The following is a 19,971-nucleotide window of genomic DNA, read 5'->3' as shown; positions in this document are numbered from 1 at the left end:
TAAAAAGATCGTGACGAACGCCGCACCGATTTCTCTTGGAATCGGATGCGGCGTTATTCGGTTTCCTTTCAGGAGACTCCGGCCACAATCGGCAAATGGAGCGTAAACGTAGATCCGATGCCGACCTCGCTCCGCACGGTAATTTTTCCGGCGTGATCCTGCGCGATCTTCTGGCAGAGGGCCAGTCCCAACCCGGTCCCTTCTTCCTTGGTAGTATAGAACGGATTGAAAATTTGCGTCAGGGCCTGCTCCGGGATGCCGCTGCCCGTATCCGTAATCGAGATCAGCACCTGTTCCGGCGCATGCAAGAGTTCGATATGCACCTCGCCCGGGTCATGCATCGCTTCAAATGCGTTGCGGATCAGGTTGATCAGCACCTGAACGATTTTGTCCCGATCCATGTTGACGATGATGGTCTCGTTCACCATATTCAAATACATGCGATGCCCCCGCGAAGCAGCGTCCGATTCGGTCAGCGACATCACCCGCTCCAGGCAGTGGGCGATCTGTTCCGGTTTCATATGTTTGGCCTGAGGCTTGGAAAACTGCAAAAACTCGGCCGTGAGATCCGTCACCCTCGTAACCTCGCTCATGATGACTTCATACCACGGAGCAATGTTATAGGCCTGTCCGCGGGACAACTGAAGAAACCCCCGAATCGCTGTCAGCGGGTTTCGAATTTCGTGAGCCATGCCGGCCGCGAGTTCGCCTACCGCGCGCAGCCTTTCGGAGCGGAAAAGCTCTTCCTCGCTCTGTATCCATTTGTTGCGCTGCTGCTGAAGCAACCCGTCCTCCGCGATCGTAATGAATTGCTGCAATGACTCTGCGGTGCCTGGGTATTCGGCAATGCTGTAGACCACCTGCAATGGACCGAAATCCGCATCAAGCAGGTGGCTTAACCGTTCTTTGACATGTTCGGCACACTGCAATTCAGGCAAAATGATCGCGAACCGGTCCCCGGAGTATCGGGATATGCCCGCTGCTTCCGGGAACGCTTGCGTAATGCTAACGCTGATATTTTTGATGACAGTGCTCCAATGATCCTCACCATCTCGATGAAAGCCGTTCAAATTCTGAATACTGAGCAAAATCAGCAAAAACGGACGTTGTTCCGCAGCGGTCCGATTCAATGCGGTTATGTATCCTTCATAGTTCAAAAGACCTGTCAGCGGGTCATGCTGGGCCAGAAAAAAGTTTCGTTCCCGCAATTGGCGTTTTTCCGCCTCGCTTCTGGTCAACGTATGGTACAAAACAATAACGACGATTACCGTTAATATGTCAAACAACGAAACTAATGCCGTGTAAGAGCCTGTCGGCGTATAACTGAGCCGAATTATGGTATATTGGAACATCAGCAGCATGGAAATCGGCAGCGTGTGAGTGACACGCTGTTTATTCTCGATCATCGACAAAATAAGCATGTAGTAAAGCAGGCTGCACCAGTCCAGTTCGCTGAAATAATGGAATGTCCCCAGAAAAATCCATTGCACCAAACGCAATGCCGGATATTTCCGCTCTGCACAGATGCTTGCCATAAAGATCAATCCGGCCAAAATGGTAAGCCGGAGATTGGAGGTGTATCCCAGGTAAGAAGAGGACAGGATCACAAGCAAACATCCCACCGGAAAAATTATCATTTTCATCTTATAGCTCAGCAAACCCGCCTCGCCCCCTTTGACCATAAATGCTTCTACCTAACACCTCATTCACATGTATTATATCGAGTATGATTAGCTAATGTTGTCGATTATTGGAAGATGGGCAAATTCGTAATCATGCATAACCTCAAGCTGCAGGCAAAGTTGCACCACATTATGGTAATATATGTATTGAGGTGATTTCATGACGCTTCAACACAAAAAACTGGGTATCGGCTCGCTTTCGCTCCTGATCATTTTCCTGGGACTGTTGTTCAATCTGCCTACAGGCCATGATCACATTTCCTTCAGTCATCACCTGTTTCATTTTATGGGCGTGCCTGTGTACAGTAACGGCAACCAGGGACTGCATTATCCCTTCCTGGCAGCTGCGATATTCTGGGTTCCGGCTTTCTGGCTTGCGCGCAAGCACCGTTCTCATTACGGAACAGGTCTCTCCTATTATCTGTCCGGGCTAATGCTGGCTTTTTGCCTGATCGGCCCCCTAATCCTCATCCTGGATTGGTTCTTTTGAGAGTTATGGATGGAAGGCCAGCCGCATAAACGGAAATCATACCGAGCAGCAGGCAAAAAAAGCGGAATTCCGGGATGGAATTTCGCCTTTTTTGATATGCAGGTGTTTCAATCCATGGCTATCTTGATCATCCGGACCTAATATTTAGGTATAACGAAGGCATGAATGTGCATCCAGCTATTTTTTCGCTACGTATTTGCGAATGTCGAACGCAACGGCGGCGACGATAATCAAACCTTTGATAATAAGCTGCCAATACGGACTCACGCCGATAAAGGTCAGACCATAGTTGATGACGCCGAAAATGAGGACCCCTGCCATGACGCCGGGCACGGTGCCGATCCCTCCGGCGGTCGATACGCCGCCGACAACGCAAGCGGCAATGGCATCCAGCTCATACATGTTGCCGTAGTTGTTCGTGGCACCACCGGTGCGGGCGGCCTCAAGCACCCCGCCGAGTCCGTACAACGCACCCGCGATCGCATACAGCGCCACCAGGTTGCGTGCAACGTGAATGCCGGATACATGTGCGGCTTGAATGTTGCCGCCGATGGCGTACATGTTTTTGCCGAGACGTGTTTTGTTGAACACGACCCAGCAGACAAGGGCGACCGCTATGGCGATCAACACGATGTACGGGATCGAGTACCCTCCGCCCAAATCGATATACCCGGAACCGATAACGGTAAAATCGGGACGCAGCCCGCCGATCGGCTGCGACTGGTTCGGTTCGGTATCGAAGTAAATCGAGTTTAATCCATATACCGCCACCATCGTGCCGAGCGTAGCAATGAACGGCGGCACGTTCAACTTCGCCACGATAATGCCGTTGACCAAGCCAACGGCCAAACCGGCCACGATGCCCACGAGGATCGGTATTCCTACCCACAAATGCGGCAGGTCGGGAAAGAAACGGTTGGCGTACTCATCCACCTGCAGCATGGATGCCGAGACCACGGCAGTCAGGCCGACGACCCGGCCTGCAGAAAGATCGACGCCGCCCGTAATCAGAATGAATGCCGCCCCCAGCGCGATGATGGCCCGAGTGGACGACTGCTGCAAAATGTCTCGCAATGTCGAGAATGCAAGGAAATTCGGATCGGCAATGGCGATGCCGACGACCAGCAGGATCAGCACGATAAAGATGGCCCGCTGCGTCACGTATTGCTTGACCTGGTTCACGATTGGTGTGTTCATCGGTTTCCCTCCCGACTAAGCCATGCGCTGCTGCGCGGCCAGTCTCATGATTTCCTGCTCCGTGGCATCGGCACCGTCGATGATCCCGGTCATGCGCCCTTCGCTCATGACCATGATGCGATCCGACATGCCGATCAGTTCGGGCATCTCCGAGCTGATCATGATGATGCTTTTGCCCTGTCTGGCAAGCTCGGTAATGATCGTGTAAATTTCGAATTTCGCCCCGACGTCAATGCCCCGCGTCGGCTCGTCAAGCAGCAAAATTTCCGGGTCGGTCAGAAGCCAGCGGGCCAACAGCACCTTCTGCTGATTACCGCCTGACAGGTTTCGAATCAGCGTGTTAACCGAAGGCGTTTTGGTTTTGAACTTTTGCGTCTGCTCGTACGCTTCCTCGCGCCCCTTCTTCTCATCCAAAAGCCCAAAGCGATTCCGGTAGCGGCCAAGGCTTGCAATGATCGTATTTTCGTACACCGACAGCACCGGGAAAATGCCCGTAACCCTCCGTTCCTCCGTCAGCAGCGCGATATTGTGGCGTTTCGCCGCCGCCGGGGAACCGATCCTCACCTTCCGCCCATGGATCGAGATCGTGCCCGAAGCAAGTCCGCGCAAGCCGAACAGCGATTCCATCAGCTCGGTGCGCTGCGCCCCGACAAGGCCGCCGATCCCGAGAATTTCGCCTTTTCTCAGCTCGAACGACACGTCCTTAAATGAATGCGGATGAATGGAAGTCAGTCCCTCCGCCTTCAGGATGACGTCGCCGGGGATATTGTTCCGCTCGGGGAAACGCTCGCTGAGATCGCGGCCCACCATGCGCGTAATAATGAGATCCGTGGTCAAGTCCTTCGCTTCCCACGTGCCCACCACGAAGCCGTCCCGCATGATCGTGACTTCGTCCGAGATCGTCAGAATCTCTTCCATCTTGTGCGAAATGTAAATAATCGACACCCCGCGGCTGCGCAGCTCCCGGATGATCGCAAACAGCTGTTCCACTTCCTTGCCGGTGAGGGAGGACGTCGGTTCGTCCATGACGATGACTTTGGAATGGAACGACACCGCCTTGGCGATCTCCACCGATTGTATTTTGGACACGGACAATGTCCGGGTCTGGGCCTTCGGGTCGATGTCCAGGTTCAGATCTTTGAACAGGGCCAACGTGTCGTCATACATGCGTTTCTCGTCCACGAACCAGCCCTTCATCGGAAATCGACCAAGCCAAATGTTCTCCATTACCGGACGGTGCGGGACGGGATTCAGCTCCTGATGAATCATGGATATGCCGTGCTCAAGTGCAGCTTTGGAGCTGGAAATCTGCACCTGTTCTCCATCAATGCGAATCATGCCTTCATCGGGACGATACATGCCGAACAGGCATTTCATCAGCGTGGACTTGCCCGCCCCGTTCTCGCCCATCAAGGCATGCACCGTTCCCGGCTTGACCTTCAGCGTCACCTGGCTCAAGGCCTGCACGCCGGGAAACGCCTTGGATATGCCGTCCATCTCCAGCAGATACGGCGATTTCATGCTTGTTCTCCCCTTCCATAGCCTGGCAAAAAAGGACGCCCCCTCACGGCGGACGTCCCTGCTGTGCATTATTATTGGGCGTCGGCGATGTTGTCTTTCGTAATTTTTTTGTAAGCGATCCAGACGTATTTGCCGTCCGTAATGTCATAGCCCGTATTTTCCTTGGTCGGCGTCTCCCCTTTGGCGAGTACCGAAGCCAGCGCCACGGTTGCCGCGCCCTGGTTCTTTGCATCGTTCAGCACCGTGCCGAGCATCGTGCCGTCCTGCAGCGCCTGAATCGCCGGAGCCGTTGCGTCTACGCCGACGACCGGCATCGTTTTGCCGTCTTTGAAATAACCGGCCGCCTTCAGCGCTTCGATCGCGCCGAGGGCCATGTCGTCATTGTTCGCCAGCACGGCTTCAATTTTGTCTCCATGGGACGCGAGGAAAGCCTGCATTTTCTCCTGTCCTTTGACGCGGTCCCACATGGCCGTATCTTCAGCCAGCGCCTCGACCTCGATGCCCGCATCCTGGATCGCCTGCACCGAATATTTGGTGCGCAGCTCGGCATCCTGATGGCCCGGCTCGCCCTTCAGCATGACATACTGCAGCTTGCCGTCGCCGTTTTTGTCCGCTTCGGGATGCGCTTTCCAGTAATCCACGATGAGCTGGCCGGAAATCGTGCCCGATTCCTCCGCTTTGGCGCCAACGTAGTACACTTTATCCCATTTGTTCATATCCTCCGCAACCGGTTCGCGGTTCAGGAACACGACCGGAATGTCCGCTGCTTTTGCTTTGTCGATGATGACACCTGCAGCAGTCCGGTCTACCGGATTGACGGCCATCGCGTTGTATTTTTTGGATACAAACAGGTCCACTTTTTCGTTCTGCGTCGGCTGCGCGTTCTGGCTGTCCACGATATCCAGTGCAGCTTTGCCTTCGGCCGCGGCGGTCATGGCATTGCGCACGCCGGTCATAAACGTGTCGTCGAATTTGTAGATGGCCACGCCAATCTTCGGCGTCTCTGCGACCGTTTCCGTTCCCGTCTTGTCGCCGCCCGTGTCGGTACCGGTACTGCCTCCCGCACTCTCTCCACCGCCGCTGCTGCAACCTGCCGCCACGACCATCATTGCAGTAACCAGCAGCGTCATCCATGTTTTCTTCATCCCTGATGACCTCCCCCAATTTCATTCGGTTAACCCGATGCCTTTATTATGAAAGGGTTTACATCCGATGCGAATACAATATCTTCATCCGTTTTATCGAAATCTTCCTCAATTCACCAGTTCGACGTCGTTCCTTCATGTTCTGCGGAACGTGTCCCGTCACCGACAAGCCTGACATGAAATCCCGCCCCGTTCATTGCACAAAAGGAAACAACAGCTTCTGGTTATCCATCCAGAACATATTGTCCGTGCCGACAAGCTTGGTTTCGAGCGTGACGCGCGTCTGGGTCTGGCCGCCACGCAGTCTGGCCACCGCCTGATTCAGCCCGAGATATCCCGCGCTGAAGCCGTTCTGTACGATTAATTGCTGGAAAACGCCTTCCTGCAGCTGCGCAAGCTGCTGCTGCTCGCTGCCAAAGGCGACGACGTTCACCTCCGCCGCCGATTCGTGCCGATTCAGCTCATCCGCCGCGCCAAGGGAGGCCATCTCCTGAAGGGCGATGATGCCGTTCACCGGGTTTCGGTCCAGCATCCGGGCTGTCTTCTGCCCGCATTCCTCCCGCGTGCCGCATGAAATTGCCGGAAGCACTTCAATCTTCGGATATGATCCCAGCGCCTCCATAATGCCCTGCTCCCGCCGGGCAAGGCCCGGATGGTTCAAAGGGTCCGAGCCAAGCAAAACGACGGTTCCCGAGCCATGGAGCAATTCCGCCATCGCTTCGCCTGCCTGGCGTCCCGCGTCTTCATGATCGATGGAAATGACGCTGGCAATGCCTTCGACCGGAAACTCATCGTTCAGCACGATGACGGGCACCGCTGTCCCCGCCGCGCCGGATTCTGCCGCCTGACGAACCATTTCCGTCAGCGCATGCTCGCTCATCGGGTCCACGATAAGCGCGGATGCCCCTTGCTTCAAAGCGCGTGCGACCGCTTCGATCTGCGCCTGCTCCCGCTCCTCAAGGGTTAACATGCCGGTTTCCGCCGACACGGCATGGCCCTTGGCGCGCGAGGCGTCTGCACCTGTGCCGACCTTATCGGACACGGCACTTCCCGAGGTCGGCTGTGCCGGCGGATAGGCCTCCACCGCAACCAGCGCGGCTCCGCTTTCTTTGGCCGCGGCCTCGGCGCCCAGCCGGATCGCCTGCGCCAGCTCGCCTGCGCCGGCGGGGGTAATCAGCCCTATGCGCAGCGGCGCTGAACCGGAACTGCTGCTGCCGGACATGCCGCCGCAGGCGGTGCTGATCAACAGCAGACCCCATGCCGCAGCCGCCGTCAGCGCAAGCCGGCGTCTGCGAAGGAGGTTTCTGATCCAAACCGCACTAAGCCATCGTTTTTTTCTGATCATCCTGCGCTCCACCCTCCTCTGGTGCCCGCTGCACCGGAATGCGAATCCAGACCGTCGTGCCTTCCTCCAGCTCGCTTGCATATTCCAATCCATAAGCATGGCCGTAATACAGCCGAATCCGGTCGTGCACATTGCGCACCGCAACGCCCGAACCCGCGCCGCTTCTCGCCATGGGATATCCTTGTGCCAACGCACGCAGCTGCTCCTCGCTCATGCCGACGCCATTGTCCGTAATTCGGTACACCAGGCAACCCGCTTCCCGATATACGCGTACTTCAATATGCCCTTCGTCCATGTCGTATTCGATGCCGTGCACGATTGCATTTTCGATGAGCGGCTGCAGCAGCAGCTTCAGTGTCAGGCAGTCCAGCGTATCGTCGTCCGCGTTTAAAGTGAAGCGGAATTTGCGTTTGAAGCGCATCTGCTGGATCGTCAAATAATGGTGGGCATGCTCCAGCTCTTCTTTGACCGTAATGATCGTTTTTCCTTTGCTGAGGCTGATGCGGAACAAGCGCGACAGCGAGGTGATCATCGTGACGACCTCTTCGTTGCGGCTCATGCCGACCATGCGCACGACCGAATTCAGCGTATTGTACAAAAAATGGGGATTGATTTGCGCCTGCAGCGCTTCCAGCTCCAAACGCCGTTTCTGCTCCTGTTCCCGGATGATTTCATCCATCAGCGTACGGACTTTGTGCACCATCAGGTTGAAACGGCGCGATACCCTCTCCACCTCCAGCGGACCTTCGATGGGCAGTTCCACGTTGAAATCGCCGCGTTCCACCGCCTTCATCTTGCGTTCCATGCGCCGGATCGGCCGCGTTAAGCTGGCGGAAAGCATAAGGGATACGAGAACGGCGAGCACCAGCACCACCGCCAGCACGCGAACCATATACCCGCCGACTTCCTGCCGGGTTGTAAGCATCTCGTCAAGATAGGCAACGCCGACGATTTTCCATCCGATATTGGGGACGGATTTGACCGTGTTCAGCCTTTTCTGGCCGTCCGCTTCGTCTTCGTAGCTGCCTGTGGCCACAAGCGCCTGTTCGATGTTTTCGCTGCGCAGCCCCATGTACATCAATTGCTGCTGGGGATGATACACGATGTTGCCTGCGCTTTCGTCGATGATGTATACGTATCCGCGCTGTCCAAGGCTGACCCTGCGGCTCAGCTCGTCCATCTGTTTGAAGTTGATGTCCACCAGCAGGATGACCTGCTGCTCCTGTCCGTTCCGCTGAACGGTAATGCCTTTGCTCATGGAGACGACCCACCGATAGGGACCTTCGTACATGTTTTGGATGTGCGGCAACGAAAAACTCAAATGATCGGGTACCCGCAGCGCGGATTGGAACCACCCCTGCTGGGTGACGTGGGCGCTCGGCTTCAGCGCGGCCGCAGGCCTGTTTTTGAGCAGACGACCGTCCGAATCCAGCAGTGTGATGGACAGGATATCCTCCCTGCTGCTAAGCAAGGTGTCGAGTTGTTTGTCGACCTGCTCGCCTTCCCAGGTGCCGTCCCGCAGCATATGCTCCTCGATCGCGCGATACAGATGCGACATGCTGCGGACATAATCCTCCAGATTGTAGCTGACCTGGTCCACGATCTGTTTCGTGCTCAGTTCGGCGCTGCGTTCGGCCGTTTGCGCGAATTTGTCGTAGAGCAGCATCGACATGATCGTAAGCACAAGTACGATGAACGCGGAAAAGGACAGCATGATGATGGCACCGATGCTGTTCCAGGCAAAGGACTGCAGCCCGGTGCGAACCCGGAGCATGCGGCGTCCGATCCAGCCGGCCAAGCTCCTCATGGCATCCTTCCTCCGTCCGAAGAGGAGGATGCTTGCTTACGATATTCCTTGGGAGAGATGCCGATATGTTTCTTAAAACAAAAGCTGAAATAGTTCGGCTCGGCAAACCCGACCTGCTCGGCGATTTGAAACGACTTCAGATCCGTGGAACGAAGCAGCTCTTTCGCGGCCTCCATGCGAATCTGCATCAGGTATTGCAGGAAGGTCAGCTGCACTTCTTTTTTGAAAATGGCGCAAAAATAACCGGAGCTGATGTGCAGATGCCCGCATACCTTCTGGATGGACAGCTCCGGGTCGGCATAGTGCTGCTTCGTAAACGCAAGCGCCTGCTCCACGATATCCTTGTATGCATGCTGGCGTCCGCTGGCGATCCGTCTCTGGACGTTGGCGCATACTTCGCGCACCCTGCCCTGGGCTTCCGGCAGACCGGGCAGCCGGAACAGATCGGCGTACAGCTGGAATCCCGCTCCGAAGATATCCTCCATTTGTTCCCCGGAGGCCTGCGCCGCCTTCCAAACCGTGGTCAACGCCTCGATCAAATAGAGCTGGATGTCGCTGCGGCCGTGTTCGGCTGTAATTTCCCGGAAAATGATGTCCAGCACCTCATCCAGTTCATCCTGCGTGCCTGCCTTCAGACAGCGCGTAAGCGCCTGCTGTTTCAACTCGTCGAAGCGCAGCTTGCCAGCCGCCTGCCGCTCCACGTCGCCGATATAGATGAGCGGGTCCGTTCCCGGCACAAGCCGGTAATCCAGCGCCAGCAGCGCATCCTCGTAAGCGTGCTTCACTTGGTCCAGCGATTGGACCAAAGCTCCAGAACCGATCGTAGCCTGCATGCGCAAATAGTGGTTGATGCTGCGAATGACCGTTTCGAGCGCCTGCTGCTGTCGTTTCTCACCATCCTCTCCGCCCCACCGGTCGACGAACAGCAGCACAATGGCCTCCTGATGAATGAACGCATGGCCTGCTTCATGCTCTGCCCATACTTCTGCCGCAACATTCAAGGCGGCGAACTGCTTCAACTCCCCGTCTTCCGAGTCCCGTATGGCGCCCGCGGCAGATGCCTGAACTTCTTCCGTTGTTTCACGCTGATCTGACTTGAGGGAAGAAGCGTTCAGGGACTGTTTCGGCGTTTTGCCGTCCGTATGCAGGGTTACCACGGATACGCCGTAACGGATGCCCTTCAGATCCAGCCCGCATTGCTCTGCCTTGCCGTGAATGTAGGCCGGCGGCTTCCGCCGATGAAGCAAGGTCGCCATCAGGTCGGCCTGCATCAAAGGCAGGCTGGCATAGTAATGTTCGCGCAGCTGCTGCACATTTTCGCGTTCTGCCACCTCGGCGGCCATTTGTCCGCGCAGGCGGGTGAGCAGTTCGGCCAGATGCGCGGCAGAAAACGGTTTGAGCAAATATTCATCCACGCTCAGCGAAACAGCCTGCCGGGCGTAATCGAATTCATCGTATCCGGTCAGAATGACGACTTTGACGAGCGGATTGCGCTCCCTTAACCTGCGGGCCAGCTCAAGACCGTCCATGAACGGCATGCTGATATCCGTCACCACGATGTCCGGCTCGACCCGTTCGGCCATTTCCAGCGCTTCCCTTCCGTTTTCGGCAAGACCAACGATCCGCAAATCCAGCGCTTCCCAGTCCAATTCCACGACCAAACCTTCCCGCACATCCTCTTCATCGTCAACCAGCAGCACCCGGTACATCGGGATTCCTCCTTTTTATTCAAGCAGGGCATGTGCCCAGGCAGTTATATATATGTCTCAACGGCTCAAGCTTGCCATCATACTATACAATATCGGCCTTGTTTTGTAACCGCTTACTTTATTACAGGCCAAAAAGCCACCCATCAAGGATGACTTCGTAATATCCATACTCTGCGCATGGATGAATCGTTATGCACTTCCAACATGCTACTTAGCTTAACCGCCTGATCCAGCAAGCCTTGTCAGGAAGAAAGACCGTTCTGCGTGGACTTTTTATAGGCCATGGGTGTCATGTTCATCGATTGGCGAAACTGCTGGATGAAATAACTGGTGCTGTTGAATCCCACCTGATAGGCGACATCCGTAACGCTGCGCTCCGGCTGCTGGAGCAACACCAGGCTCTGCCGAATGCGGACGTCCATGACGTATTGAAGCGGTGATTTCTTGAGCATTCGCTTGAAATAACGGCAGCATTCGGACCGGCTTAGCTGCCCTGCACGCGCGATATCGTCCAGCAGCACTTTCTGGGCATAGTGTCGGTGAATCCAGTCCAGCATCGCCTTCATGCGCCGGTTTTTCAGCATCTCTGCCTGTTCGTATTCCAGCGGGAATCCGTTGGCGATCAGGTTTTTCCACAAGCGGGCGAGATTTGCGGTAATGTCCAGTTCATAATGGGCCGGGCGCTGCTCCACCAGCTGATGAATGGCAACAATGGCTTCCAGGATGGCTTCAGCCCACTCCTCTTCTGCATTCAAACGTACATAAGGCAGATTGGTCGCTTGCATGTAAGGATAAACGTAAGCCGAATAGAGCTCTTGGGACACCACAAACGATGGCGCTACGTTCAGGCAGATATATACGCACCCCGTCCGATGTTCATCCGTCGCCATATGCAAACAACCGCTGTTGATAAACAAACCTTCTCCCTGACCCAGACGAACCTGCTTATCCTGCACCCGGAAATCAGCCTGCCCTTTCATCACGCGGACAAATTGAAACTCTTCGTGCCAGTGAAGCGGAATATGTCCCTGCATATGTTTGCGAATGGTCGTCCGGTAACATGCAAGCGGCAGCACGATCGTGCGATGCTCTGTCAGTTCCCTTAAATCGGGGTCGATTTGAAAATCCATGATTTGCATCCCTTTACCTCAATATATTTATATTTCTTCATCCGATTCGAGTATAATATTCAGTCGTTTCCTTTTAATATCTACAATATAACATACTATTTTTACATTCATGATGGAGAGATGAACATGCATCGGGGAAAAGGATTATTTTACATTATTACAGGGGCCGTATTCTGGGGTATTGGCGGCACCGTGGCCAAAAAACTGTTCCAGCACTACTGCGTGGACGTGAATTGGTTCGTCGCGGTGCGATTGCTCCTGGCAGGCGTATTGCTGCTGTCCATTCAAGGCTTTAACCGCAATCGCGGCCAAATCTGGTCCATTTGGACCCACTGGAAAGACGCGCTGCGTCTGCTCATCTTTGGACTGATCGGCATGCTTGCCGTCCAATACACTTACATGGCTTCGATCAAAGAAGGCAATGCCGCCGTAGCTACCCTCCTGCAATACTTGTCACCGGTTATGATTATCGGGTACCTGTTTATAAGCAGACAGGCCAAGCTGACGCCCAGGGATGGAATCACGGTATCGCTGGCGCTAGCCGGATGTTTCCTGCTCCTGACCAACGGCTCGTTCTCCCAGCTGTCCGTTCCCACGCCAGCCATCGTATGGGGGATATTGTCGGGCGTCGCGGCCGCCTTTTACACGCTGTATGCCATTCCGCTGCTCAAAAAGTTCGATTCGCTCGTCATCGTAGGTTGGTCAATGGTGATCGGGGGATCTGCCCTTTCCCTGATTCACCCGCCGTGGCGGATCGAAAAAGGACTTCTAACAGGCGATGCCTACCTGTATCTGGCCTTCGTCATCCTGTTCGGCACGATGCTTGCGTTCTGGTTCTATGTCGAAAGCCTGAACTACCTCGCCCCCAAAGAAACAAGCTTGCTCGGAAGTCTCGAACCGCTCGCCGCCGTGATCACGACCGTGTTCTGGCTGCATGACCCCTTCGGCCTGTTCCAGTGGATCGGCGCGGCGTGCATTCTGATCATCGTTGCTTTTATGGCTGCCGACAAACCGGCGGAATCGACCACCTCAACGACGGGATAGGCGTATGCGCAGACCGATGGCGTGAAGTTGTTCTGCTTGGGTTGATGCGGTGCACTTCTGCTGAACTTTGAGCAGGAGCTTCGCAGCCGGGGAAGGCATTCATGCCTAACAAACCTGAGACGTCTTATTAGGCGTCATTTCGAACATTTCGAATTCTAACGAACATGAGAGGCGTTATACCGAACACATCGCGTTATCTGGTTCATTTTGAGCCGAATAAGGTGTCTGAAGTTCTTTAGCCGAAAAATACACCCAAAGATGACCGAATAGCGTGTCTGAGGTTCGTCAGCCCAAAAAGGGACGTTGATGCATCATTGCATCAACGTCCCTGCTCTTTTCACAAGCTGCTTACTTGGATGTCAGGCTCACTTGCGAAGCCGTCTTGTCCCAGTCCACTTTCATTCCCAATGCCTCGGTAACGAGGCGAATCGGCACAAGCGTGCGATTGTTCTGAAGGATGGCCGGTGTGCCGAGATCCAGCGATGCGCCGTTTAGCGTGGCTGCACTGCTGCCGATCTTGATGACCAGCGTTTGCTCGCCCAGTTCGGCGGTTACGGTTTTCGCAGTTTTGTCCCAAGTGACTTTCGCACCCAACGCTTCAAGGATCGAATTCACAGGAACCATAACTCTTCCGTTTTTCAGAATCGGTGCCTGATTCGGGAACGATACCGTTTTGCCGTCCAGCGTTACGGAAATATCCTTGTTCGTTGAACCTGAGGAAGCATTGCCCGCAGCTGTTCCTGCACTCGTACCGGAAGAAGCATCCGTACCCGTTGATTGGCTTGCCCCATCGGACGTTTCCGGCAATGGCGTTACTTCGCGTCCAAGCTGTTCCTGCAGGTTGGCCAGGCGGTTGAGCGCAAAGGTGGTCAAGGAGCCGGCTGCCATGTTACCCATGCCTTGCCCGCCGCCGAAACCACCTTGCGGAGGCGTTGGCATGCTGCCTGCCGTGCTGCCGTTATCCCCGGCAGCCGCCGCCTCGTCGCTGCCATCCGCCATTCCGCTTGCCGTACCGTCAGGTCTCGTCGGCGCTGTCGTTCCATCCGGAGGCGTCATGCCTTCGAATCCTTCCGGCGGCGTCATGCCATCCGGAGGTGTCATGCCTTCAAACCCTTCAGGAGGCGTCATGCCCTCGAATCCGCCCATACTTCCCTCTCCTTCAGCATTTGCGGAATACGTAATGTTGGACTCGAACTGTTCCATCGTGTAGAACTTGCTTGGATCGGCTTCCACATACGGACGGATCAGGTCGGAAAGATCGGCGATCCGGTCTTGAATGCCTTCAAGGTAATCGGTCAGCTCATTCACGTAGCCGAGATACTTCGCTTTGTATTCCGGCACGGCCAGCAGGTTGCTGATCATTGGCACGCTATCCATGCTGATGCCCAGTACCGGTTCATCTATGGATGCGGTCGTTGCATTTGTGTTTGTTGCGGTGGTGCCTGTCGTTCCACGTCCACCGCCTCCAGCGGAGTATCCGTTGAAAGACATGTTAAAGTCCCACGGCACGACGCTGAATTTGCCGTTGGCGTCACCGTATAACATGTAGTTATGCCCTTTGTCCCCGTTGTAGCTGTCATAGTTGCCGAATACAACGTTCCCTGCAATATATTTGAGCGCGGAATCGACGTCCAGTACGCTCTCGATCTCGCCTTTTTCGCCATCCGGCATGTCATTCAGCACTTTAATGAAGTTTTTGAGCTTCGTTTTGTCCTTGTCGGAGCCCAAATCCTTTGTCAGGGTGCTGTACTCCTCATTTTCCTCATATTGCAAATAGCTTTTCTCTTCCGTATCGTACAGAACGCCATCTTCATATCCTTCGCCATAGTTCCGTTCCAGGTAGCTGTCGTCTACCGACTCGACCCCGGTATAAAATCCGAACAACTCGCCGTTGATGTACAGGTTGACGAACGTCGTTTCCGGCACGTCCATCCCGATGCTGCGCAGTGCCTCATAATGCAGGTATTCGCGCAAGTAAGACGGGTCGGTGTAGTTGTTGTTCAGCACCATTTTGTCCAATCCGAGCAGCGTCTGGGTTTTATCGTATTTGTCGAACTTCAGTCTGAAGCTGTAACGGTCCGAATCCTCCATCGAGGCTACCGATCTCAGCGTCATGTTGCCTTTGGTGGAAAAACCGACGTTATCGAGCTTGTTGCCGTCTACCTCTACGCTTACGCTTTTGTATTCCTTGTCCATCGGGCTGGCGAGAATGCTCTCCCAGTCCTCATCACTGATCGTCACCTTCACATCGATCACGCGGTCTCCCTCAAACAGCGAAGAATACGCTGGCGTGGATGTTGTGCTTCCCTCTTCCGCGGCATAGGCGGTCGACGTTCCCAACGTCCATGCCAGAGGCGCCGCAACCATCGACAGCGACAGTGCCGCAGCTGCAAAACGTTTCATGACCCTATTCACGTATCAAGTCCTCCCTTTTGGTTTCTGTAAGCAAAACATTGGCTTATATACCCAGTCTAGGAGACAAACCTTGAATGAATCTTAAATCCAAGAAGAAGTTAATCGTTGTAAATTTAATACCTGAGATTTGCGCAAATATTCATTAATAAACATAAATGTGAAAGAAACGCGGAAAATGCGTTTCAAATGTTGGTCCTTTAGCACCCTTTTGATTCCAAAACTAACATAAAAGTTACTTAGTATCCGATATATTTCTTGAATGCCTCATGTTTGTACAGCTTATTTTAGTTAAATATACCCCCTCCAAATGAAATATATGGGAAATATAATATGAACACGTATAATACTTCCATCATGGATAGGAATAAGCAAGTTGCACAAACATGAAAATTCGACAAATACAAACTAAGAGGAGTGAACCATGTTGTTTGCAAAGTTTCGATGGAGTACCCTTCCATTTTTCGCAAAAAACCTGATCATCTCGTTCGGCAGCATCACGCTGATCGGTATAATCCTGATTACGGCAGCATATCAGCTGCAAAAAAGTATTTTGGTTGAACAGCTGCACGACCAGGCCACCGTCATTACCGAAAAATGGTACAACGACCTGGACACCGGCAAAGTCGCCGAGGCTGTCAACGAAAAAAGTTATTCCGGTCCCGTACAATCGGAACTTAGAACGTATCTGGACTCCATCCATGAGTTTTATCCAAACATCGCGCAAGCGTACATTTTCGGTTCGGAACTGGAGCAAGGTAACGGCACGTCCATTATTGCGGTTCCTACCAATTTGTTGGAGCCCTTTGAGGAGAGCAATCTGGCCGCAGGCGCCATGTACCCTCTTCCCGAAAATAACGTCGTTGTCCTGGAACAAATGAAAATCGACGGCAAACCGGCCTTCAGCGATTTCTATACGGATGAATATGGAACATGGACCACCTTGATGTATCCGATCAACAATGCCGACGGGTCCATTTACGCCGCTCTCTTTTTCGACGTCGATGCCAGCGCAGTTCCGAAAGGACTGGACAAACTGCTTACATACGGTTTGATGTTCCTTATCGGCTTCCTGCTTCTGTTCATGGTGCTTCAGTACGTTCTGTTGAAAAAGACACTGCGTCCGATCCGCAACCTGATGAAGGGCATCGAAGAAGTCAGCACGGGCAACCTCGACGTATCCATCCAAACGGGACGGGACGATCTGGGCATCATCAACGAAAAATTCAATACGATGATCGAACGCATCAACAATACGATGTTCAAGGTGAAAACGACGTCGGGCCACCTCTCGGACTCGTCCAAAAAGCTGTTGGAGATCTCGGCCGCGAACAACGAAAACATTCAATCGATCAGCAGCAACATCCGCGAAATCTCTGCGGGACTCCGCTCACAGAATCTGGCTACCGTAGAAAGCGCCCGTGCCATGACCGAAATGTCCACAGTGGTGCAGACGATCGCCAGCAGCTCGGCAGACGCGGCCGACGAAGCGCTGACCATGGAGCAGCGCTCCAATTCCGGCCATGAGATCATGCAGCAAGTCATTGATCAGATGCGCCTGATATCCGGCGCGGTACAGAACACGTACGCGTCCATCCAATCCTTGGAGAACCGTTCCAACGAGATTAGCAGCATCGTCAATATCATTACCGACATTGCCGGGCAAACCAACCTGCTTGCCCTGAACGCCTCCATCGAAGCGGCGCGCGTCGGCGAAGAAGGCAGAGGATTTGCGGTGGTGGCCGGAGAAGTCCGGAAACTTGCAGAACAATCTCAGGAATCGGCCACGCAGATCCGTGCTCTGATCGACGAGATCCAGAGAGACATCTTGCAGTCCGCCGAAGCGATGCAGCTCGGTTCCCAAGAGGTTGAAAAAGGGATGAGCGTGACTAGCGAAACCGGCGTATTCTTCGAGGATATCCTGTCCGCGACGGGCAAAGTCGCCAATCAGATTCAGGACATCTCCAGCTCCACCCAAGAAATTTCGGCCAGCACGGAGCAAATGTCCGCCACGGCGGATGAACTGTCCTCGAGCGTCAGCAAGGCGGCAAGCAGCACGAAACAGATCGAGCAATCCGTGGCCGAGCAGGAAGCCTCCATGGCCTCCATCGTTACAGCTTCCGACGAGCTGTCCGCGGTTTCGGAGCAGCTGCAGGAACTGATTTCGTTCTTTAAGGTAAAAGGAAACTGATCAGTTTCTAACCGACCAAAAAAGAAGACCATTATTACGCAAAAAACCAAGGCATCTGAGCTGTTGACTCGATGCCTTGGTTTTTTTGTTGGTTGCTGGTGCCTGGGAGTGTGACTGGAAGAAGAAGATTACAGCTTTAGCTTTATCAGCTTCAAAAGTTCAACCCACGCACTGCGTATGGATATCGGGGCAAACATCCTGCCCCGCCCCTTTACAATTTCAATCCACGCACTCCATACGGAGTGCGACAGCGAAAAAGACGTATATGTCTTTCTCCTAAACAATTTAACACGTTATTCCGCAACTTCCAACGATCGATATCACCTATTTATGCTAACTTCCTGCGCCAAGTGTTGCCAAAAGGTTGTGATTCGCTATGTTTCGACAAATTCTGAGGTGCGAATCCCCCAGGAAAACCATGTGAGCTTGGGGTTCGCACCTGATTACAGACTGAATCAACCTTTGTCTGAGTTGCAGCAATCCTGTCTTACCTCCTTAAAAACCCTATCACAACCCCGACACGGATACCTCGTTGTATAAAAAGACCATAAGCAAAAGCAGCACAAACAGTATCGCATAAATAAGCGTGCCGATGATGCCGCATACCAGGCCTGCAATGGCCATTCCCCGTCCTTGTTCCAGATTGCGTTGGATCTCTTTAAGAGACAACGACGCAAAAATAATGGCAGCAATGCCGATCAGGAGCCCCACGTACGGAGCGATGATCGATAATATGCCCAAGACCAAAGCGGCAATGGATTTACCGTTCGTCTTTGGTCCATAAGGCGGAGGTGGGGGTAATCTATGCTGATTCCAACCAGGTTGATGCTGTTCCAAAGTAAGCTCTCCCTACTTCTCTTCAATAGTTTCCATTACCTGGGTATTGGTGTTCAGTTCGTTAAGAAACCATCCCACTGCCAGCTCCCGTTTTCGGCACGAATGTAATTGAACACCAACTCCGCGTACCCTTCATCATAGAGCCGAGCCAGCATGAGAACAGAGCGATTCGCTTCTTCCTGATGGTACCCTCTGAACTCCAAATCTCCCGGACGGACGTTCTTCAGAAATGCCGTTTCGTATTTATGCTCGCCGTCTTCAAAGCGGATCGAATTTTGCGCTTTGAGGATGTCAACATGAGAAGAAGCCACGGACTCCATGTAAGCATAGTCCTCGTTTTCCATGGCGGAAATCAGCTTGAATGCCAGATTCATCGTCTCCCGGATGTTCCCCTGCAATTCCTCTTCATTCACCAGACCAGCATTTTGCGCTTCTAATTGCTGCGTTAACTTTGCATTTTCATTCCGCAGTTGTTCCAGCTCATCTACACGACCTGCCTCACTGCCGATCCCCTCAAGACGGGAAGTTTCCGTCGCTTCTTTCTCACCATAGCAGCCTGTCAACGAGAGACCAAGCAGCAGCCAAATGCCTAACCTTTTCATGACGTCCCCCCTATTCACAAAAAGTACCATAATCACCCAATAGGTGGATGACATTATTGTTACTCCCTCTTTTCATTTCCCCATTTCCTCTATTACCTCCCAAAAGTATGACGAACATCACATGCGGATCTCTGGTCCAGATGCTACAGTTAATTCGACCGAATGACCGATATAGTAAATTGGTCAATTCCTTAAATCAGGTACCACGAGTACATGAGATCAACATCCTTTCTGACAAGGAGGTGAATATGCATGGCCGATATCAACCGAAGGCAGCAGGTCGTCTCCGCTGCGGAGAAATCCTTTTCCCTGTTTGGCTATAAGGCAACGACCATGGAGCAAGTGGCCAGACTGGCGCATGTGGGCAAAGGCACGATTTACAATTTTTTCGAAAACAAAGAAGAGTTGTTCCGCGAAATTTTGCACTCCATCATTGCCGACATGAAACGAATTACGGAGCAAACCGTGAAAGAAGAGCACTCTTTTCTCGACAATGTGCATGAGAGCATGGATGTTTTGCTGGAGTACAGGCAGGAGCATGAGCTGCTGCTGAAGCTCTTTCAGGAGGTTCATGATTTCGGAACGCCGCAGGCGAAGGAAGGGCTGCAAAAGGTGGAAACGGCGATTCTCGAATATTTGGAGCGGCAGGTCAAACGTGCAATGACATTGGGACAGATCAGGCAGGAAGACCCGAAGATCGTCGCATTTGTGCTGTTTAAGCTGTACGTCACCCTGGCCTCCGATTGGAACAAAGTGCATCCTGCGCTCCATAAGGAGCAGATTAAGGCATTTGTCGGGCCGTTCCTCAAGAACGGACTATCCCCGAATTAGAGGAACCCGCGCATGCAATCCATATAGA

Annotated in this window: 15 protein-coding genes; 4 read left to right on the top strand and 11 right to left on the bottom strand. The window is 53.4% G+C overall.

Features of this window, described 5'->3' with window-relative positions; genetic code table 11:
* Nucleotides 1-68: 68 nt before the first annotated feature.
* Entirely contained in the window at nucleotides 69-1,643 is a 1,575-nt protein-coding gene (locus SNR34_RS05455; RefSeq protein WP_486181365.1) for an ATP-binding protein, read from the bottom strand.
* Nucleotides 1,644-1,842: 199 nt separating this feature from the next.
* On the opposite strand from SNR34_RS05455, the gene SNR34_RS05450 reads away from it, so the two are divergent.
* Nucleotides 1,843-2,172, top strand: a complete 330-nt coding sequence (locus tag SNR34_RS05450) for a hypothetical protein (protein WP_236420191.1) — start codon at nucleotides 1,843-1,845, stop codon at nucleotides 2,170-2,172.
* 177 nt (nucleotides 2,173-2,349) lie between these two features.
* Here SNR34_RS05450 and mglC read toward each other — a convergent pair whose 3' ends face one another.
* The 7 genes from mglC to SNR34_RS05415 all read right to left on the bottom strand — a co-directional run bounded on the left by mglC (nucleotide 2,350) and on the right by SNR34_RS05415 (nucleotide 12,035).
* The gene (gene mglC / locus SNR34_RS05445) at nucleotides 2,350-3,369 is read right to left on the bottom strand and encodes a galactose/methyl galactoside ABC transporter permease MglC (protein ID WP_486181364.1); all 1,020 of its coding nucleotides are present in this window, start codon (nucleotides 3,367-3,369) and stop codon (nucleotides 2,350-2,352) included.
* 15 nt (nucleotides 3,370-3,384) lie between these two features.
* Complete coding sequence (locus SNR34_RS05440) at nucleotides 3,385-4,890, bottom strand: sugar ABC transporter ATP-binding protein (RefSeq protein WP_486181363.1); 1,506 nt, start codon at nucleotides 4,888-4,890, stop codon at nucleotides 3,385-3,387.
* Nucleotides 4,891-4,961: 71 nt separating this feature from the next.
* Nucleotides 4,962-6,035 (bottom strand): galactose ABC transporter substrate-binding protein, encoded by a 1,074-nt coding sequence (locus SNR34_RS05435; RefSeq protein WP_236420194.1) that lies wholly within the window; start codon nucleotides 6,033-6,035, stop codon nucleotides 4,962-4,964.
* 193 nt (nucleotides 6,036-6,228) lie between these two features.
* On the bottom strand, nucleotides 6,229-7,380 hold the full coding sequence (locus SNR34_RS05430; RefSeq protein ID WP_486181362.1) for a substrate-binding domain-containing protein: 1,152 nt from the start codon (nucleotides 7,378-7,380) through the stop codon (nucleotides 6,229-6,231).
* Nucleotides 7,355-9,154, bottom strand: a complete 1,800-nt coding sequence (locus SNR34_RS05425) for a cache domain-containing sensor histidine kinase (RefSeq protein WP_486182403.1) — start codon at nucleotides 9,152-9,154, stop codon at nucleotides 7,355-7,357. Before SNR34_RS05425 ends, SNR34_RS05430 begins: the two co-directional genes overlap by 26 nt.
* A 29-nt stretch (nucleotides 9,155-9,183) precedes the next feature.
* Nucleotides 9,184-10,896 carry a response regulator transcription factor gene (locus SNR34_RS05420; protein ID WP_486181361.1) on the bottom strand — a complete coding sequence of 571 codons (1,713 nt, stop codon included), beginning with the start codon at nucleotides 10,894-10,896 and terminating at the stop codon, nucleotides 9,184-9,186.
* A 242-nt stretch (nucleotides 10,897-11,138) separates the two neighbouring features.
* Nucleotides 11,139-12,035 carry an AraC family transcriptional regulator gene (locus SNR34_RS05415; RefSeq protein ID WP_486181360.1) on the bottom strand — a complete coding sequence of 299 codons (897 nt, stop codon included), beginning with the start codon at nucleotides 12,033-12,035 and terminating at the stop codon, nucleotides 11,139-11,141.
* Between the two features lie 117 nt (nucleotides 12,036-12,152).
* Between SNR34_RS05415 and SNR34_RS05410 the strand changes: the two genes are divergently transcribed.
* A complete protein-coding gene (locus SNR34_RS05410; RefSeq protein ID WP_486181359.1) occupies nucleotides 12,153-13,070 on the top strand; it encodes an EamA family transporter in 918 nt (305 codons plus the stop codon).
* Nucleotides 13,071-13,418: 348 nt separating this feature from the next.
* Here SNR34_RS05410 and SNR34_RS05405 read toward each other — a convergent pair whose 3' ends face one another.
* Nucleotides 13,419-15,485 (bottom strand): CotH kinase family protein, encoded by a 2,067-nt coding sequence (locus SNR34_RS05405; protein WP_486181358.1) that lies wholly within the window; start codon nucleotides 15,483-15,485, stop codon nucleotides 13,419-13,421.
* Nucleotides 15,486-15,906: 421 nt separating this feature from the next.
* Between SNR34_RS05405 and SNR34_RS05400 the strand changes: the two genes are divergently transcribed.
* Nucleotides 15,907-17,673 (top strand): methyl-accepting chemotaxis protein, encoded by a 1,767-nt coding sequence (locus SNR34_RS05400; protein ID WP_486181357.1) that lies wholly within the window; start codon nucleotides 15,907-15,909, stop codon nucleotides 17,671-17,673.
* Nucleotides 17,674-18,180: 507 nt separating this feature from the next.
* On the opposite strand, the gene SNR34_RS05395 is transcribed toward SNR34_RS05400, so the two are convergent.
* Together SNR34_RS05395 and SNR34_RS05390 are read right to left on the bottom strand one after the other, a co-directional pair.
* The gene (locus tag SNR34_RS05395; RefSeq protein ID WP_486181356.1) at nucleotides 18,181-18,510 is read right to left on the bottom strand and encodes a DUF4190 domain-containing protein; all 330 of its coding nucleotides are present in this window, start codon (nucleotides 18,508-18,510) and stop codon (nucleotides 18,181-18,183) included.
* A 53-nt stretch (nucleotides 18,511-18,563) separates the two neighbouring features.
* Nucleotides 18,564-19,112 carry a hypothetical protein gene (locus tag SNR34_RS05390; protein WP_486181355.1) on the bottom strand — a complete coding sequence of 183 codons (549 nt, stop codon included), beginning with the start codon at nucleotides 19,110-19,112 and terminating at the stop codon, nucleotides 18,564-18,566.
* Nucleotides 19,113-19,364: 252 nt separating this feature from the next.
* Here SNR34_RS05390 and SNR34_RS05385 point away from each other — a divergent pair, with 252 nt between their 5' ends.
* Nucleotides 19,365-19,943 carry a TetR/AcrR family transcriptional regulator gene (locus tag SNR34_RS05385; protein WP_236420203.1) on the top strand — a complete coding sequence of 193 codons (579 nt, stop codon included), beginning with the start codon at nucleotides 19,365-19,367 and terminating at the stop codon, nucleotides 19,941-19,943.
* Nucleotides 19,944-19,971: the final 28 nt, after the last annotated feature.

The organism is Paenibacillus sp. XP01 (assembly GCF_057364885.1).
This window is presented reverse-complemented; position numbering and strand designations above follow the sequence as displayed.

Coding starts and splice junctions, on each gene's coding strand:
- SNR34_RS05450 (WP_236420191.1), top strand. CDS start 1,843: ATGACGCTTCAACACAAAAAACTGGGTATCGGCTCGCTTTCGCTCCTG.
- SNR34_RS05385 (WP_236420203.1), top strand. CDS start 19,365: ATGGCCGATATCAACCGAAGGCAGCAGGTCGTCTCCGCTGCGGAGAAA.
- SNR34_RS05425 (WP_486182403.1), bottom strand. CDS start 9,154: ATGCTCCGGGTTCGCACCGGGCTGCAGTCCTTTGCCTGGAACAGCATC.
- SNR34_RS05420 (WP_486181361.1), bottom strand. CDS start 10,896: ATGTACCGGGTGCTGCTGGTTGACGATGAAGAGGATGTGCGGGAAGGT.
- SNR34_RS05415 (WP_486181360.1), bottom strand. CDS start 12,035: ATGCAAATCATGGATTTTCAAATCGACCCCGATTTAAGGGAACTGACA.
- SNR34_RS05390 (WP_486181355.1), bottom strand. CDS start 19,112: ATGAAAAGGTTAGGCATTTGGCTGCTGCTTGGTCTCTCGTTGACAGGC.
- SNR34_RS05410 (WP_486181359.1), top strand. CDS start 12,153: ATGCATCGGGGAAAAGGATTATTTTACATTATTACAGGGGCCGTATTC.
- mglC (WP_486181364.1), bottom strand. CDS start 3,369: ATGAACACACCAATCGTGAACCAGGTCAAGCAATACGTGACGCAGCGG.
- SNR34_RS05400 (WP_486181357.1), top strand. CDS start 15,907: ATGTTGTTTGCAAAGTTTCGATGGAGTACCCTTCCATTTTTCGCAAAA.
- SNR34_RS05430 (WP_486181362.1), bottom strand. CDS start 7,380: ATGATCAGAAAAAAACGATGGCTTAGTGCGGTTTGGATCAGAAACCTC.
- SNR34_RS05440 (WP_486181363.1), bottom strand. CDS start 4,890: ATGAAATCGCCGTATCTGCTGGAGATGGACGGCATATCCAAGGCGTTT.
- SNR34_RS05435 (WP_236420194.1), bottom strand. CDS start 6,035: ATGAAGAAAACATGGATGACGCTGCTGGTTACTGCAATGATGGTCGTG.
- SNR34_RS05455 (WP_486181365.1), bottom strand. CDS start 1,643: ATGAAAATGATAATTTTTCCGGTGGGATGTTTGCTTGTGATCCTGTCC.